The sequence below is a fragment of the Gorillibacterium terrae genome (genome assembly GCF_051594785.1).
GTDB lineage: Bacteria > Bacillota > Bacilli > Paenibacillales > NBRC-103111 > Gorillibacterium.
This window is the reverse complement of record NZ_JBPPGI010000001.1, coordinates 1,851,187-1,866,778: the sequence shown is the minus strand read 5'-3', so window position 1 is coordinate 1,866,778 and position 15,592 is coordinate 1,851,187. Positions and strand designations below refer to the sequence as shown.

Genomic DNA, 15,592 nt, shown 5'->3' with positions numbered 1-15,592 from the left:
TCCCCATGGCTTCTCTATGTTAGGTAATTTCGTGGACCCTGCTATAAATCGCACCCGGCATTCGTCTTATAAGGGAAAGGGGGACGGCGGCAAGATGGAGGAAGCCTCGCAAATACCCGAGCGGTTCCGGCGCCTGTTCCGGGAGCATTATCCCGAGGTCGCCCGGAAGCTGTACGCACTGACCGGCGACTATTCGGCTGCGGAAGATTTGGCCCAAGAGGTATTCTTGCGGCTGTACCGCAATCCGCCCGACCGGCTGGAGGCCGTCGGCGCCTGGCTGCACCGGGTGCTGTCCCGGATCGGATACGATTATTTAAGACAGCGGTCGTCGAATCGGGCGATTGTGGAAAAGGAAGCCGCCCGCCTCGCGGCTTGGTCGGAAGTCTCCTCCCCTTCGGGAGAAGCCGAGGCCATTCGCGAGTGGGAAAAAGATGTGGTCCGGCGGGTGCTGCAAAAGCTGACGGACCGGGACCGGACCGCCCTGCTCCTTCGCGAAGAAGGCTACAGCTACGGGGAAATCGCCTCCCGGCTGGGGGTCAACCCCAAGATTGTCGGCACGCTGCTCGCCCGGGCGGAGGAGCGGCTGAAGAAGAAATACGCGCAGGAGGAGGAGCCGAGCGATGACGGAGGAAACGAAACGGACCGCCGAAAATCCGGCTTTTGATTCGGAACGGGCGTGGAAACGGTTTGAAGCCCTTGCGGCTCAGGAGCCGGCGCCGGACTTCTGGCGTCGGGCGGAGAAGGGGCATCTGACGGAGCAGGAGCTGCCGGCGGACAAGAGCATGAATGAAATACGAATAGAGGACAACCCCACGGACTGGGAAAAGGAGCGTGAATGGAAAATGAAACAAGCCCTTCGAGGGATGAACGAACGTCCGGTTGCGGCTGCGCAGGCGGCCGGAGACGCGGATTCTGGCCGTGCTTGGCAGACGGAGCGAGCGACCCGCCAGCGGCTGCGGCGATGGACGGCGGGAGCCGCCGCTGCCGTACTGGCCTTGGGCCTATTCGTCACCCCCTGGGGAGACCGCGTGCTGGCCTCCATGCAGCATTCCTTCCGAATCCAGCACATGGTCGGCGTCGGGATAACCGCGGACGATATGGCAGCCATCTCCGGCCTTCTGGACCACGGCTCGCCCGAGGGAGACCGGAGCTTCTCGCTCGCCCAATTCGGCAGCCTGACCCAATCCGGCGGAGGACCGGACCGCCCTCTCTCCTGGGAGGAAGCCGACCGGCTCATGGGCGGCTCCCTGCTGCGGTTGGAGAACGCCTCCGTCCCCTCCTACCGGCCCGCCACTACGCTCACCTTCCGCCTGCAGGTGAAGCCGGTCAATCGGCTGCTTACCCGTCTGGGAGGCAACGCCCCTCTGCCCGCCGCTGCGGACGGAAAAGCCATCCGGCTTGCCGTTCCGGACAGCGTGGACACCGAGGGAACCTTGTCCGGCCATCCGGCGAGGCTGCTCCAATTCGGCAGGCCCGAGCTGACTGTGGAGGAGGGCATCGACCCGGCTTCCGTCCGGGAGGCGATTCTGGGGCTTCCCGTTCTTCCGGAGAGCTTGCGATCCAAGCTGGCGGCGATCGGCGATTGGCGGAACACGCTTCCGGTTCCTACCCGCGATGGCGCCATCTCCGCCCTGCAGGTGGACGGTCATGACGCCGTCCTGTCCAGCGATGAGTCCCATCGTTATCTGCTCTGGCTGGATGGAGATCAAATCCGCTTGCTGAGCGCGAATACGGAGGATTTTCACGCCGTATCGGATTTCCGGCAGGCCGCCGAGGAGTGGCTGCGGCGATGATGATCGACACGGCGGAGCTTACCAAGACGTTTCATGGCCGCGGCGGCTGCCGCGGCATCACGCTTCAGGTGCCGGAGGGTTGCATCTTCGGCCTGCTCGGGCCAAACGGCGCCGGCAAGAGTACGTTCGTGAAAATGCTGGCCGGCCTGCATCGCCCCGACTCCGGACGCGCCACCATCCTGGGTCAACCGCTCGGCCGGCCGGAGGCGCGGCGCAAGCTCGGGTATCTGCCCGAGCTGTTCCGCTATCCGGATTGGCTGACGCCGGCGGAGGTGCTCCGCTTCCATGGCAGGCTGGGAGGCCTTCGCGCCTCGGATACCCGGACGCCTGCCTTCCGCAGCCGGGTCCGGGATACGCTGGAGAAGGTCGGTCTCTCCGATGTGGCAGACCGGCGGGTCGGCGGCTTCTCCAAGGGCATGCAGCAGCGCCTCGGCTTGGCCGTCGCGCTGCTGCTGGACCCCGAGCTGGTGATTCTGGATGAACCGGCCTCGGCCCTCGACCCGGTCGGTCGCTACGAGATTCGCAGCCTGCTCAAGCGGCTCCGGGACCAAGGCGTCACGGTTTTCCTCAACACCCATCTGCTGGAGGATGTCGAGGACCTGTGCGATGAAGCCGCCTTCCTGCACAAAGGCGAGCTGCTGGCGGCGGGCCCGCTGCGAACCCTGATCGGCGGCGCAGGCGGGAGCGGGCCGAATTGGCGCTTCCGGCTCGGCGGCTGGCTCCCGGAGACCTGGGACGAACTGAACAGCGACCTCGGCGTGCAGTCCTTCCGGCTCCGCTTGGCCGAGCAGAACGACGCCGGGGACGCTCTTCTGACCGCCTGCGTAACGGACCCCGAGCAAGCCGGTTATCTGTGCTCCCTCTTTGTGCGCAGCGGGCTGACGCTGTTCGAGTCGGGACCCGAACGGTACAGCCTGGAAGCCTGGTTCCTGCGGATGACCGAATCCCGTCATGGAGGCGATCCGAAGTGACGGCGTATATTTCCGCTACCTTCAAGGAGCTGACCCGCAAACGGGTCTTTCTGGTGACGCTCGTGCTGACCTTCGTCTTCCTCCTTTTGTTCGCCTTTGGAGTCCGGGGAATCACCGGCACGGCCGCAGCTGGGATCTCCCCCGCCGAACGGCTGGTGAGCAGCCTGACGATCACCGTGCTGGGCATGTTCTTCGCCCAATTCCTCGCCGCGTTCTTCGTGCTGTTCTCGGCGATGGGAACCATAACCGGGGAGCAGGAGAACGGTCTGCTGCTGGCCGTGGCCGCCCGCCCTCTCCCCCGCTGGAAGCTGTATTTGGCCAAATGGCTGGGACACGCCGTCTGGATTGCGGTGTACAGTGCCCTGCTGTTCTTGTCGATCGTCTGGGCCGCCCACCGCTTTGCCGAAGTTCCCCTGCTGCCCGGGGATCTGCTGCGCGGCTTCGCTCTGTTTATTTGGATGCCGCTACTCTTGCTTACGCTCACCATGCTCGCCTCGGTCTATTTACCGATGCTGGGCAGCGGAATCTGCGCCGCGCTGACGTATGGGCTCGCCCTCTTCGGCGGGCTGGTCGATGGGCTGTCGAGCTATGGAGGCGCCCCGCCCGTCCTGGTGAAGATCACCTTTGTCATCGGCCTGCTCGTTCCGACGGATTCCGTCTACCGGAGAAGCCTTTACGAGCTGGTGGGCGGCTCCGATTGGGCCGGATTTGCGGTGTCCGACTTGGGACCGTTCTCCATCGCAAGCGTGCCGTCGAATGCTTTTCTCCTGTATACAACAGGGTATGCAGCGCTCCTGCTCCTGTTGGGCTGCCGGGCATTCGGGCGGAAGGATCTGTAGAGTTATGCGGCAATTGATCCGGTTCGGCTGGCAGCAATCGCTATCCTGCATATTTCCCGTGGTCATCTTCGCTTCGCTCGCGCTGACCAAGCTCACTCCTCTTCCTTGGCTGCCCCGGTACGACTGGCTGCTGATCATTTGCCTGGCTGCGCAGATCGCCATGGTTGGCTCCGGGCTGGAAACCCGCGACGAGTTGAAGGTTATTACCGTCTTCCATCTGATCGGCCTCGCTCTGGAGCAGTTCAAGGTGCATGCGGGGTCTTGGTCTTACCCGGAGGAAGGCTGGTCGAAGCTGAACGGGGTTCCTCTGTACAGCGGCTTCATGTACGCCAGCGTGGCCAGCTATCTATGCCAGGCTTGGCGGCGCTTAAGGGTCGAGCTGTCCGGCTGGCCTCCGCTCGGGCTGGTTGCTCCGCTTGCCGCCTGCATCTACCTGAATTTCTTCACTCACCATTACTGGGCCGACCTGCGCTGGTGGCTGTCCGCATCGGTAATCGTCGTATTCTGGCGAACGTGGGTTCATTATGAAGTTGGCCGTGCGCGCTACCGGATGCCGCTCGCCTTCTCTTTTGTGCTCATCGGCTTCTTCATCTGGATCGCGGAGAATGTCGCCACCTTCTTCCAAGCGTGGGAATACCCGAATCAAGCCGACCATTGGCGGCTGGTCGACCTCGGCAAGGTCAGCTCTTGGCATCTGCTCGTCATCGTCAGCTTCCTGATCGTCGCTTCCCTGAAGCAGCACAAAAAACGACATCCCGCGACGGAAGAGAACAGCGTCCCGTTCACTTAACCGCTGCCGCGTCGAAGACCCATTCACATCTTACCGGGACTCCCAAGAATCCTCCGGGGTCATACCCAGAGCTGGGATACGGGGTCGCCCTTCATCCGGTTGAGGTCGCGGGCGACCTTGACTTCGCTGCCGGGCTTGTCTTCCACCGTCTCCCCATTTGGACCACCAGCCGGTCGGTCCGAGTGGGGGTTTTTTCTGTTCTGCACCGAAAATCGACCGTTTTCGACGTCTTCTCCCATGCACTATGCTCAGGAAACATTGTTCTTTTAAGAACTAACATGTCATGTAATTTATGGAAAAATATAAAACTTTTATATATTTTCTGATATTATATTGACATAAAATGGTATAGGATACTATAATCGGTCACATACCTAATGAGCATCCACTTTTAAAGGCTGTCAACCGTTCCTTCGGAGACAATCGCATCCGGAAATTAGGTTGCCATTTTTTATCCGGAAGAGGTGATGCTGCGAATCTAGCGATTTGGATTTACCCCCGTTTCACCCCAACCCAGATACGACCCGCAGCTCTCTACTTCTTGCGACCCGCGCTAGTGTTGACCCGACGATGCTTGGAACGGACAGGCCTCCCCGGAGGCAAAAAAAGAACGGGAGTGGATACGATGGCCAAATCTTGGACTTCTTTGGTTGTGGCGGGAACCTTTATCTTAACGTCGGTGGTATCGACAGGAGCGGCGGCGCCGGCTAAGGCGGACGCAAAGATTCCGAGTTTTATCGATGAGAGCTGGACCGCCCCTGCGGGCCTGTCCAACGATGACAAGGTCTTCGGGTACCTGGAAAAGCAGAAGGACGCCCTTCAGCTCGGAGATGTGAAGCAGCAATTCCAGATCAAGAGCCGCCAAACGGATGCGCTCTCCGGTACGCAGCATTACAAGCTGCAGCAATATGCGCAGGGCATTCCGGTCTACGGCGCCGAGCAGACCGTCCATCTGGACGCCGCCGGAAACGTGACCTCTTATCTCGGCAAGGTGTTCCCGGATGCGGCCAACAGCGCGAACGGGCTGGAACCCAAGCTTGCCGGCAGCGATGCCGTCTCGCTCGCCTTCGCCGATACCGAGAAGGAAACCGGCAAGCTCGGCGATATCCAGACTGCGCCCAAGGCGGACCTTTATCTGTTCAACCTGGACGGCAAGTCGCTGCTTGTCTATGTGACGGAAGTCAATGCACTGGACCCGGTTCCCGTTCGGACCCGCTACTTCATTGATGCCGTCAGCGGCGACATTGTCCGCAAATACAGCTTGCTGGAAACCGCAACCGGAACCGGCAAAGGCGTCCTCGGCGATACGAAGACGTTCACGACCACGTTGTCCGGATCGACCTATCAGTTGAAGGACACGACCCGCGGCAACGGCATCCAAACCTATACGGCCAAGAACGGCTCGTCTCTTCCGGGAACGCTTCTGACCAGCACCAGCACCACCTGGTCGGACCCCGCGGCGGTTGATGCCCATACGTATGCCGAACGGGTATACGATTACTACAAGACGAAATTCGGCCGCAACAGCCTGGATGGAAACGGGCTCTTGATCAAATCCACGGTTCATTACTCCAAGAATTATAACAATGCCTTCTGGAACGGTACCCAAATCGTTTACGGGGACGGAGACGGCAGCACCTTCATCTCGCTGTCCGGCGATCTGGACGTGGTGGGGCACGAGCTGACCCACGGCGTCACCGAAAATACGGCCGGCCTCGATTACTACGGCGAGCCGGGAGCGCTGAATGAATCCTTCTCGGATATCATCGGCAACTCCATCCAAGGGACCAACTGGCTGGTCGGCGACGATGTCTATACGCCGGGAACCGCCGGCGACGCCCTGCGGTCGCTGTCCAATCCGACGCTGTACGGCCAACCGGACTACTACCCGAACCGCTACACCGGCACCTCCGATTACGGCGGCGTTCATACCAACAGCGGGATCAACAACAAGGCCTTCTACCTGCTCGCCCAGGGCGGAACGTTCCATAACGTAACCGTAACCGGAATCGGCCGCGAGAAGGCTGTCCAGATCTACTACCACACGCTGGTGTACTACCTGTCCGTCTATTCCGATTTCAGCGACACCCGCGCCGCCGCCATTCAATCCGCCAAGGACCTGTACGGCACGACCTCGGCGGAAGCTACCGCCGTCGCCAACGCTTACAGCGCCGTAGGCGTCAATTGATCGGTCACGATCCGCTTAAGTGACAAGCGAAAGGCCGCAGCCCGTTGCATCGCAGGGCTGCGGCCTTTCTGTGCTTGCTTATTTTAAGCGTTCAGGCTTAATCTCTGGAGGAGAATGACGGACAATTCGTCGACCGAATCCCAGGCAATCGGACGGATGTCCTCCAGGGGAGTCCGCTCACCGGCATCGCTGCGGTTTACAGTCCATATAACCGGGATGCCGGACCCGCATGCATACCCCGCCGCAAAATAGACCTCCGGCGAATGCCCGGTTAAGTCCGCCAGAATCAGCTCGCTCTTGCCAATCAGCTCCAAGGGCGACTTGTCGCCGGCCTGTCCGCTCGAACGGGTCAGCAAGCGAGGCTGGTACCCGCATTGCTCCAGCTTGGGCAGCACTTTTTCCAACCACTCGGCATGCCATTCTTCGCTGTCCGGCAAGAGGACGCAGCAGGGCTTGCCCCGTTTTCCTCCGGCACTGGCGGCTTCCCGCCAACCGTCTTCCGTGAGCGTAAAGCTCATCCCTTCCCGGATAAGCAGCCCTTTGCCGATGAACAAGTCGATGATATAGACGAACTCTTGCAAATTGGGCGAATACGTCAGGTTGTAATTTTGCGAGAGCGGATGAATGAAGACCGGTTCTCCCGGCGCCTTCGCATGCCGGTACAGGTATTGCAGCAGACGAAGTCCCTTATCCTCCACCGTAACCGGAATGGCCGGATCGTTGATCAGGGATTCGATATCGTCGGCGGTTAGAGAGACGCTCTCCCTGCCATCCGTCCGTTCCCGGATATAAGCGGACACCAGCGGAAACAGGCTGCGCTTCTTGGCATGGGAATAGGCGTTCAATAAATCGTAGTCCTCCCTGCGCAAACCGTAAGCTCCTCCCGGGGCGCAGGCGCAGCCCAGGAACCGGTCGGAATCGCCATCCGGCTGAATGGCGACCCGTTCATCGCAGAACAAGCAGTGTTTTTTCTTCAAGATCACCATCACCTCGAAATCTACGGTTTCCTCTCTACCTTACCAAAGATTAGAGAAATGGGAACTAGAAGATATTTCCTGGCGATTGGGGAATGCGGAGACTTTGTCGGACGGACAGCAAAAAAAGCCGCACTCCGGCGGCTTCTTTCATCAGCATCTTGAGAGGCGGTTTTCGCTCACTCTTCCTCGCTCGCGTGGTAATCATCGACCCGCAGTTGGCCCCGATCCCGGACAAAGGTGACCGTTTCCTTGGAACGGTAGTATGCCGGCTTGCTGGTTTCCGTCAGGTAGGTGATAGTTGCCGTCAGGCCGTCAAGCTCGATGGTATAATCCACCACCCAAGGGCTGGACACGCCGATGTTGTAATTCCAGTCTTTGCCGCTCCGATCGATCTGCTCCTGCTCGAACTGTTTCTTCGCCTTTTCCGTCATAAGGTCGTAGCGCGGCTTGCCGTCTCGGGTCTTGAGTGCGTTCGCCCAGGTGTCCGCTAGCCGGCGAAGCGAATCGCGGTCCGCGGGTTGCCGGAGCCGAGTTTCTTCTTGAACAGGCCGGTTCAGCGCCGTTTGCTTGGCTTTGGCGTCGAGGAACGGACTCCCGCCAAACAATAAGGCGGCAGCCGTTCCGAGCAGCGTTACGGTTAACACGAGTTTTTTACGAACCGGGGTCATGGCGCTTCCTCCTTCGCTGTCCCTTTCCAATCTCTAGAAAAGACGGATGGAGCGCCAAAAAAGTTTCGTAGCCGTCGCCTTCCCTGGTGCAGCGGGCAACCCGTGTTATTTGCCGAACGCGTCGTCGATCTTGGTTTTCAGCCGAATCAACTCCAACAATGCTTGGACATTGATGATCGTCAGGTCTTGTTTCCGCTGGCTTTGCCAGAAGGCAACAAAAATCATTTGGATGGCGCAAAGAACGTAAAACGCCCCTGCCCTCTCCTCGCTCGTCAGAACGGACTCTTTCTCGTACCCTTGCCTCAGCGCGCGAATCAGCTCCAGCCAACCCTCCTGGTGCCGGGAATCGGAATAAGCGGCCAGCCACTGCGAGGTACAGAGGTAACCGAAATCGAACAGCCGGATTCCCGTTACCGACAAATCAAAATCGAGAAAGCCGACCTCTCCGTCTTCCGCATAGACCATGTTTCCCGGATGAGGGTCCCGGTGAATCCATTGCCTGGGCAGCCGCTCCATCAGGGGAATGCCGACGGAGTCCATGATGTCGATAAAAGCTCCGCATTCTTCCGCCAGGCCCAGCCGTTCGGCGGCTTGCCGCGTTCCGGGCATCGCCCAGTCTCTCAGCTGCTGGGCGAAGTCCATCCGCGGCGACCGGCTATCCAGGTCCACGGAAAGCAGCGCGCTATGCAGTCGGGCGAGCCCCCTGCCATACGAGGCAGCCAGCCGGGGGTGCAGCTCGGAATGAATGACGCCTCTCAACTCACGGGCAAGGATATAGATTTCCCCCTCCCTGACCGCATGCCAGTGCCCGGTTTCCGCTTGGAGAAGTTCAGCCGTCCGCACGCCATGGTCACGCAAGGCAGCATGGATGCGGAGGATCCGTTCAAGCCGCTCCTCGGATTCTATTCTCTTCACAAACCCGACAGAGTCATCGGCAAACACAAGCCGCAGGACTCGGGAGGGGGATTCTCCGAGGGATTCGGTTTTTTGGATCGGCGGTGTGTTCCATTGCCGCTTCACCCATTCTTGAAAACCGGTATCGGTTAGCTGGTTGGGCATGGAAGGACCTCTTTCTGTTTAGGTGGAATCGCTTTGCTAGATAGGAAGACGCTCCTTACTTCCGCGCTTTTTTCCGATACGCGATGGCTGTCAGCGCGGCGGCTGCGAGGACCGCAAGGCCAATGCCAATCCATACGTACAGCGAAGAGCCCGGTTCCTCGGATTTCGTCGGCTCCGACGAAGGAGCTTCCGACGCTTGCGCCGTCGGACTTGCCACGGCGGTTGCGGATGGGCTTGGCTGGCTCGCCGGTTCATCCGGCGATACGCCGCTGACTGCATCTCCGCTGACCGTCATCGTGTAATCCAACACGGCTCCGCTCCAAAAATGCAGCTTAACCCGAATCTCTCCGTCCTTGACCTGCTCGAAGAAGGCTTTCGGCATCTGGATGAGGTTATTGTCGTAATCCGGGCTAAAGGATTTGCCGAATTCCTTATATGGCGTCCAATCGTCGGGACCGGCATTGCCCCCGTCGGCGTAGGCTGTTTCCATCGTCGCCAGCTTGTCGCCGTTGAACTGGACCGGGAGAACGAACAGCTCGCGCGAGCCCCCTTCCACGCTGCGCGTAGTCGGCGTTTTGTACGAGAGGAGATGGAAGGTCCAGTCCGCTCCGGCCGAGAAGGTGCATGTCAAGGCGGCAATCTCTCCCAATTGATCCGTCACGAGCGATTTCAGCAGATCGGCCTTCAGGGTCAACTGTTCGCCGTCCAAGACGTAATCGGTTCCGGCCGACAGCTCGCGGTCTCCGCTCTTGACGGCTTTCAGCGTATTGCCGTTCAGGTTAAGATGAATGGTCGTATCGGCGACCGGTTCATCTTGGCGCAGGAAGATCAGGTCCGAATCGGCGTTCGAGGAACGGCCGGTCAGACCGGCCTTCATCACGGCATAAAATTCCGGATTCTTCCACGCGAAAGCGTTCCGGTCGAAATGCTGCCCGTTGTCCCACAGCATGGCGGGCATCTTCTTTTCCTTCGCGTAATAGGTGACATATTCGAGGTACTTCAGGATTTCGCCGCGCTCGACCGTATCCACGCTCTTGTCGAAGCCGAGAAGCCCGAATTCGCCGATAATGACCGGAATGCCTTTTGCGACGAAGGTGTCGTATGCCCGGTCGAATGCCTGTGTGACATCGTTCTTCGCGGCTTCGTCAAATACGGTCGATCCCGCCACGTTCACGCTGAACGAATACAGGCCATAATAATGAATCGTTGCGATCAGGTTGGGGTCGTTCAGCTTTTGGATCGTCTTGTACAGCTCGTCAAGCCGGGCCTGTGAGTGATTGGCCGTAAGGGGATCGAGAATCAGCGGCCGCGTCGCGTTCTTGCCGCCGCTCGCCCGGACGATCTTCTGGAATGTCGTGTTCAGCTGATCAAGCATCTCGAAATAGATCGGTTCGTCCTTGTTCCAATCGTCGGAGAACCTGGGCTCGTTCACGCTTTCGAACAGCAGCGTGCTCGGGTAATTCTTGAAATGCGCGGCAATCTGCTTCCAAACCGCCGTGTATTTGGCGATCACGGTTTCGCGCTCGGTCTCCATGTTCAGCATCCACTGGGAATCGTGATGGACATTGATGATCACCGCGAGTCCGGCGTCCATCGACCAGTCGACGACCTCTTGAATCCGCTTCATGAAATCCGCTTGAATCGGGTAATCCGGGGCGGCTCCCAGCCGGTGGTTCCAGGTGATCGGTATCCGAATGCTGCGATAGCCTTGTGCCTTAAGCGCCTGGATCAGCTCTTTGGTGACGGTCGGATTGCCCCAGGAGGTTTCGTCGCCGCTCGCCTCAAAGGTATTGCCCAGATTCCAGCCCGGCTGCATCGCTTCGACTGCTTGCTGGAGCTTCGTGTCCGTCTTGGCCGGCTCCGCATAAGCCGACTTACCGCCCAGTGGCTGGACCAATAGGCTCAAGCTCAGTCCGATCGCGAGTAAAGCGCTTCCAAGTCGCTTCCAACGAATCTTCATGCTCCCCATCCTCTCTTCTCCCCGCTTATTTGACGATACCAATCGCCAATATGGAAAAATCCTTTTGCTCCGAACCGATGCCCATTTTGATCTCCACCCGATGCTTCTTCGTCTCCTGCTCCCGAAAGACGGGCGTCGCCATCGGGTTGTTCCAGCCGGATGGGCGGCTGCGCGGCCTCCGCTCGCGCAGCCCCCCGTTTGCAGCATGGCGGCCGCCAGGACGACCAACATCATTTTCTTGTGCATCTGTCGGCATTTCCCTTTCTGTCCGGAACGTTGAGCCTTACCATCCCATGAACGCCTTGATCTTCGCGGTCAGCTTCTCCGTCGCCTTGCGCTGCGTCGTCCCGGAAGGATGCCAGTCCGAGCCGTACCCGTCGGCCTCCAGCTGGACGTCGAACTTCATTGTTCCGATCCGGTCGTCGCTCGTTTTCCCTGCGTAGTCGGCAACCGCTTGTTCTAGGAAGGGAAACAGTCGGTCGCCCATGATGCCAAGCGTACAGAGAATGCGGGCCTGCGGATTGCGGTCCCTGACCTGCTGCAGAAACTCGGCGTAGCGCTGCGCATACTCGGCTTGCCGCTCCGGCACGTCCTTGGTGTACGAATCGTCGTTCGTCCCCAGGTTAATCACGATGAGATCGGGGGCGAAGGCTTGGAAGTCCCAGTCGAGCGATTCCGGTTTCACCCCCGGGCCAAAGCTCCCGACGGAATAGGCGACCTTGTCGTAATAATCGGGCACGAGCTGCGAGGTCAGCTTCCGGTCCTCCTCGGTATAGCCGGAAATGATGCCGTACCCGCTGTAGGCCACGATGCTGCAGTCCGCCTCGAACGCCTGGGCCGTCAGTGTAGCATAAGTCTTCGTCACATCCTCGGTCGCCGTGGAAAACGGCTGCTGCGCCGTTTCGTCATCTACCCCATACCCCGCCGTAATGGAGTCGCCGATAAATTCGATTTTGCGCGGGCTAACCGGAGTCGGCTGAATCGGAGTCGGAGCGACGATTCGAATCTCGCGGATTCCGACGGTCGACATGGCCGCCTCCGACAGCTTGACCACCCGGACCGTTACCCTCTCGTCGCTTTCGCTTTCCCATACGGTATACGTCTTGCTGGGTTCGTCCACCATGTCGTCAATCACGCGGCGGCCGTTGACGTAAATGCCGATTCTCGGCTGATTCCCGGGGCTTGGGGGAACCGATTCGCCCAGCAGAACGAGCTCCGCCCGCTTGCCGGTAAACGTAAATTCCACTCCGCTTCCCGACAAAGCCAGCCAAAGCGCCCCGTTCAGGCAGCAGGTTCGTCCGATCCGTTTCACATAAGGGTCCGTCGCCGGATAGCTTCGGGTATCGATTGGAGAGAAGGGTTCTTTTGCCATGTGCGTTAGTACCTCCTGAAAGGAAAAAGATATGCAGAGCCGCCGCCTAAGCCGGGGCGACTTTAAAAGCATGCATTTAGTACCACTCTATCAAATTGCCGACATATAACCAAATTGGTATATTGATATAAAAGCCATAACCCGGAGGTTATATGACCGAGCAGCAAATCCGGTTTTTCCTGACCTTGGTCGAAGAAAAATCCTTCTCGAAGGCGGCCAAGAAATTATATGTAACCCAACCCTCCCTCAGTCAATTCATCATGAAAATGGAGAATCAGATCGGCGCCAAGCTGATCGACCGAAGCTCCTCCCCCGTCAAGCTGACCGCAGCCGGCGAAGCGTACCATCAGGCGGTCCTGCAAACGAAGGCGATCCAGGAAAGCTTGAAGAATCAAATCTCCGACCTGGAAAATTTGAAGCTGGGCACCTTGCGGATCGGGACGACCCCTTTCCGCGGCTCGACCCTGCTCTCCCAAAGCGTCCGCCAATTTCACCGGGAGTACGCCGGCGTGAGCATTGCGATCTTTGAAGGAAGTGTGGAGGATGTGCTGGAAGGCGTGCTGACCGGGGAACTCGACCTCGGTATCGCCTCCGGGACGTTCGACGAGCAGGTCTTCCATGTGGAAAGCCTGGCTGTGGAGAAGCTGTACCTGGCGATGGCCAGCCAAAACCCGCTTTCGGAACGGCTGGCGGACTATCGGCTTACCGCGGAGGATATCTCTGCCCCCACCTTGAGGCTGCTTCAAGCTCCCGAATGCGGCATCGAGACGTTCCGCGACGAGCCGTTTGTCCTGTTCGAGCATGGGGAAAACATCTCCCGTCTCACCTCGAAGCTGTTGGCCGAGGCGGAAGTTCAGCCGAGAATCTCCATCCGCACCGGCAATCTCCATACGGTGATGTCGTTTGTACTCGCCGGTATGGGGGTCGCTCTGATCCCGGACAGCTTCATCAAATACGGCAATCTGATGAACCATCCAAGCTACTTCTCCCTGAAGAGCCGATTTGTTCAAAACGAGATCTGTCTGATCGTCCGAAAAAACCGTTACTTGACCAAAGCGGCCGTCATCTACAGCCAGATCCTGAAGGAATTGATCTCCAGCGGAACCTGGGGGCAGCGATAACCGATGGACTCTACCGCATACCGCTGTCTGCTCGATTCCTCCATCCAGCTTCCTCCCGCGAATGCGCGGTTTATCCGCCGGGTTCACGCCGACTCCCGCCTGAAGCTGCTGTTCTTGGGCGGTTCGATCACCCAAGGCTATGTGCCGGGAGGAGGAGTCGATACCCCTTATCCCCGGCGGGTCGCCGACTGGTGCCGGACACGACTGCCTGGCGGTCCAGAGCTGGAGCAGGTTAACCTCGGTCTGGCCGGTTACCATTCCGATATGGGCTTGGCAACCGCCGCCAAGGAGCTGGACCTCCTGAACCCGAACTTGGTCTTCGTGGAGTTCGCGGTCAACAACGGCTTCGATAAAGCCAGCGCCGACAGCTTTGAAAGCTTGATCCGCAGGCTCTTGAAGCATAGTCCCGAGCTGTCCGTCGTGGTGATCTGCGCATGTTTGGAATCGGGCTATACCTGTGAGCCTTACATGGCCGACATTGCGCTTCGCTACGATTTGCCTGTCATTGGGTTAAAATCGGCTTTGGAGTTGGGCAAAAGCCAGGGGCGCCGCTGGGAGGAGTACGCCTGCGACAACGCCCACCCCTCGGAAGCGGGGCATCGGCTGATCGCCGACTGTCTTATTCGCCTGTTCGAAACGGTCCTGGATGCCGAAACGGCGACTTTCCGGCAATCTCCCGTCCACCCTCCCGGTATTCCGGAAGACTGCCTCTTCGGCCGATCGCTGGAAAACCCGGTTTATTACGATCACCGCAACCTGCGAACACAGACGCTTGGAAGCTTTGTTCCCTCCGCTACGCATGCAAGGTTCCCCTATGGCTGGGTTAGCCGCCCGGACGGCGACGGACCGCTTATGTTCAAGATGCGATGCAGCCGTCTGCTCGTGCTCTACGAGCTGGGTGATCCCGGCGATGCCTATGGCCGGCTGTCGGTCAAGGTAAACGGCAGAGAAATGGCGCTCATCGCCGGAACCGGCGTATTCGGCTGGCAAAATCCGGTCTGTGCCCGGGTATGGGACAGTCCCGCGGAGCAAGAAATCGAGGTTTCTCTCACGGTTGTGAAGGATTCGGAAGAAGCGGGCTTTGTCTTGCTCGGTCTACTGGCAGGATAATCCGTTCAAAAGCCATAGCGGCAGGAAGGCGTCGAAAGAGACGCCTCCTGCCGCTTTTTTGTGCGAGCCGTCCCTCCCCTCGCTTCGCGATCCCTCCGCCGCAGCCCCTCTTTTTTCCGAAGGTAAGAAACGGGCCGCTTGCCCGCAGAAGGGGGTGCAGGTGATAGAACGGCGCACTTTTTACGATGCGAGAAAAAAGGCAAGCTCAGGAAATGGCGCAGAATCTCCGGCTTTGCACTCAACAGCCTGCCCCATCTTGGAGCCTTGCTATGCAGTGATCCAAACCAATAGGGAGTTCTTCTCATAGAATACGGCAATCCGCTGTTTGCTGCGGGTGGACGGAGGTGAAACAAAGTGCCGGTATTATCGACGGGTCCAATTGACAATCCGCCGGTGGGTGATGCTCGCATCACAACGCAGCTGGTCGTTCGATTGACGAACGGTCATTCCGATGAAACGGTCGGGGTCTTGATTCAAGGCTACACGCTTGGAGCGACGAGTTCTCTGTATGTCAGCGAATTCGTCTCCTTGGCTCCCGAGCAGACGGCTGTACGGACCTATTTCGCCAATCTGGATGGGGTGGAGTTTCGATTCATCGTGGACGATCCGAACGATTCGTTGGTGGGTATATTTGTCTCCGGAAAGCAGGCGAACGGAGAGTTGAACGCCGTGCATCGGCTTGTGACGCACGAGCTGACTCCACGGGCCTAAGGAAGAACCAAATCAAAAAAAGAAAGTGGGAGA

The 15,592-nt window shown here is 59.0% G+C and carries 16 protein-coding genes; 9 read left to right on the top strand and 7 right to left on the bottom strand.

Annotated features, from left to right (window positions below):
• Positions 1 to 94: 94 nt before the first annotated feature.
• The 5 genes from ACSEXS_RS08240 to ACSEXS_RS08220 are packed head-to-tail and all read left to right on the top strand — an operon-like array spanning position 95 to position 4,393.
• Positions 95 to 664 carry a sigma-70 family RNA polymerase sigma factor gene (locus ACSEXS_RS08240; RefSeq protein WP_438432683.1) on the top strand — a complete coding sequence of 190 codons (570 nt, stop codon included), beginning with the start codon at positions 95 to 97 and terminating at the stop codon, positions 662 to 664.
• Positions 621 to 1,793 carry a hypothetical protein gene (locus tag ACSEXS_RS08235; RefSeq protein WP_438432682.1) on the top strand — a complete coding sequence of 391 codons (1,173 nt, stop codon included), beginning with the start codon at positions 621 to 623 and terminating at the stop codon, positions 1,791 to 1,793. The genes ACSEXS_RS08240 and ACSEXS_RS08235 overlap by 44 nt, the downstream gene beginning before the upstream one ends.
• On the top strand, positions 1,790 to 2,764 hold the full coding sequence (locus ACSEXS_RS08230; protein ID WP_438432681.1) for an ABC transporter ATP-binding protein: 975 nt from the start codon (positions 1,790 to 1,792) through the stop codon (positions 2,762 to 2,764). Before ACSEXS_RS08235 ends, ACSEXS_RS08230 begins: the two co-directional genes overlap by 4 nt.
• The gene (locus tag ACSEXS_RS08225) at positions 2,761 to 3,603 is read left to right on the top strand and encodes an ABC transporter permease subunit (protein ID WP_438432680.1); all 843 of its coding nucleotides are present in this window, start codon (positions 2,761 to 2,763) and stop codon (positions 3,601 to 3,603) included. The genes ACSEXS_RS08230 and ACSEXS_RS08225 overlap by 4 nt, the downstream gene beginning before the upstream one ends.
• A gap of 4 nt (positions 3,604 to 3,607) precedes the next feature.
• Positions 3,608 to 4,393: a DUF817 domain-containing protein gene (locus ACSEXS_RS08220; RefSeq protein WP_438432679.1), complete on the top strand. Its 786-nt coding sequence runs from the start codon at positions 3,608 to 3,610 to the stop codon at positions 4,391 to 4,393.
• Positions 4,394 to 4,452: 59 nt separating this feature from the next.
• Here the strand turns inward: ACSEXS_RS08220 and ACSEXS_RS08215 are convergent, their stop codons facing one another.
• On the bottom strand, positions 4,453 to 4,599 hold the full coding sequence (locus tag ACSEXS_RS08215) for a hypothetical protein (RefSeq protein WP_438432678.1): 147 nt from the start codon (positions 4,597 to 4,599) through the stop codon (positions 4,453 to 4,455).
• Positions 4,600 to 5,018: 419 nt separating this feature from the next.
• On the opposite strand from ACSEXS_RS08215, the gene ACSEXS_RS08210 reads away from it, so the two are divergent.
• Entirely contained in the window at positions 5,019 to 6,581 is a 1,563-nt protein-coding gene (locus tag ACSEXS_RS08210; RefSeq protein WP_438432677.1) for a M4 family metallopeptidase, read from the top strand.
• A gap of 83 nt (positions 6,582 to 6,664) precedes the next feature.
• On the opposite strand, the gene ACSEXS_RS08205 is transcribed toward ACSEXS_RS08210, so the two are convergent.
• From ACSEXS_RS08205 to ACSEXS_RS08180, 6 genes are all read right to left on the bottom strand, one after another.
• Positions 6,665 to 7,558, bottom strand: a complete 894-nt coding sequence (locus tag ACSEXS_RS08205; protein WP_438432676.1) for a hypothetical protein — start codon at positions 7,556 to 7,558, stop codon at positions 6,665 to 6,667.
• Between the two features lie 176 nt (positions 7,559 to 7,734).
• Positions 7,735 to 8,226, bottom strand: a complete 492-nt coding sequence (locus ACSEXS_RS08200; RefSeq protein WP_438432675.1) for a hypothetical protein — start codon at positions 8,224 to 8,226, stop codon at positions 7,735 to 7,737.
• A gap of 105 nt (positions 8,227 to 8,331) precedes the next feature.
• Positions 8,332 to 9,285 (bottom strand): phosphotransferase enzyme family protein, encoded by a 954-nt coding sequence (locus tag ACSEXS_RS08195; protein ID WP_438432674.1) that lies wholly within the window; start codon positions 9,283 to 9,285, stop codon positions 8,332 to 8,334.
• A gap of 55 nt (positions 9,286 to 9,340) precedes the next feature.
• Positions 9,341 to 11,245, bottom strand: a complete 1,905-nt coding sequence (locus ACSEXS_RS08190; protein WP_438432673.1) for a cellulase family glycosylhydrolase — start codon at positions 11,243 to 11,245, stop codon at positions 9,341 to 9,343.
• Between the two features lie 25 nt (positions 11,246 to 11,270).
• Positions 11,271 to 11,501, bottom strand: a complete 231-nt coding sequence (locus ACSEXS_RS08185) for a hypothetical protein (RefSeq protein ID WP_438432672.1) — start codon at positions 11,499 to 11,501, stop codon at positions 11,271 to 11,273.
• Between the two features lie 27 nt (positions 11,502 to 11,528).
• The gene (locus ACSEXS_RS08180; RefSeq protein WP_438432671.1) at positions 11,529 to 12,617 is read right to left on the bottom strand and encodes an SGNH/GDSL hydrolase family protein; all 1,089 of its coding nucleotides are present in this window, start codon (positions 12,615 to 12,617) and stop codon (positions 11,529 to 11,531) included.
• Between the two features lie 152 nt (positions 12,618 to 12,769).
• On the opposite strand from ACSEXS_RS08180, the gene ACSEXS_RS08175 reads away from it, so the two are divergent.
• From ACSEXS_RS08175 to ACSEXS_RS08165, 3 genes are all read left to right on the top strand, one after another.
• Complete coding sequence (locus ACSEXS_RS08175) at positions 12,770 to 13,738, top strand: LysR family transcriptional regulator (RefSeq protein WP_438432670.1); 969 nt, start codon at positions 12,770 to 12,772, stop codon at positions 13,736 to 13,738.
• Positions 13,739 to 13,741: 3 nt separating this feature from the next.
• Positions 13,742 to 14,848 carry an SGNH/GDSL hydrolase family protein gene (locus ACSEXS_RS08170; RefSeq protein ID WP_438432669.1) on the top strand — a complete coding sequence of 369 codons (1,107 nt, stop codon included), beginning with the start codon at positions 13,742 to 13,744 and terminating at the stop codon, positions 14,846 to 14,848.
• Positions 14,849 to 15,202: 354 nt separating this feature from the next.
• The gene (locus ACSEXS_RS08165) at positions 15,203 to 15,559 is read left to right on the top strand and encodes a hypothetical protein (RefSeq protein WP_438432668.1); all 357 of its coding nucleotides are present in this window, start codon (positions 15,203 to 15,205) and stop codon (positions 15,557 to 15,559) included.
• Positions 15,560 to 15,592: the final 33 nt, after the last annotated feature.

Excerpts from the sequence above, each read along its gene's own strand:
- ACSEXS_RS08240 (WP_438432683.1), top strand. The coding sequence starts at position 95 with ATGGAGGAAGCCTCGCAAATACCCGAGCGGTTCCGGCGCCTGTTCCGG.
- ACSEXS_RS08235 (WP_438432682.1), top strand. The coding sequence starts at position 621 with ATGACGGAGGAAACGAAACGGACCGCCGAAAATCCGGCTTTTGATTCG.
- ACSEXS_RS08230 (WP_438432681.1), top strand. The coding sequence starts at position 1,790 with ATGATGATCGACACGGCGGAGCTTACCAAGACGTTTCATGGCCGCGGC.
- ACSEXS_RS08220 (WP_438432679.1), top strand. The coding sequence starts at position 3,608 with ATGCGGCAATTGATCCGGTTCGGCTGGCAGCAATCGCTATCCTGCATA.
- ACSEXS_RS08210 (WP_438432677.1), top strand. The coding sequence starts at position 5,019 with ATGGCCAAATCTTGGACTTCTTTGGTTGTGGCGGGAACCTTTATCTTA.
- ACSEXS_RS08200 (WP_438432675.1), bottom strand. The coding sequence starts at position 8,226 with ATGACCCCGGTTCGTAAAAAACTCGTGTTAACCGTAACGCTGCTCGGA.
- ACSEXS_RS08195 (WP_438432674.1), bottom strand. The coding sequence starts at position 9,285 with ATGCCCAACCAGCTAACCGATACCGGTTTTCAAGAATGGGTGAAGCGG.
- ACSEXS_RS08190 (WP_438432673.1), bottom strand. The coding sequence starts at position 11,245 with ATGAAGATTCGTTGGAAGCGACTTGGAAGCGCTTTACTCGCGATCGGA.
- ACSEXS_RS08185 (WP_438432672.1), bottom strand. The coding sequence starts at position 11,501 with ATGCCGACAGATGCACAAGAAAATGATGTTGGTCGTCCTGGCGGCCGC.
- ACSEXS_RS08180 (WP_438432671.1), bottom strand. The coding sequence starts at position 12,617 with ATGGCAAAAGAACCCTTCTCTCCAATCGATACCCGAAGCTATCCGGCG.
- ACSEXS_RS08175 (WP_438432670.1), top strand. The coding sequence starts at position 12,770 with ATGACCGAGCAGCAAATCCGGTTTTTCCTGACCTTGGTCGAAGAAAAA.
- ACSEXS_RS08170 (WP_438432669.1), top strand. The coding sequence starts at position 13,742 with ATGGACTCTACCGCATACCGCTGTCTGCTCGATTCCTCCATCCAGCTT.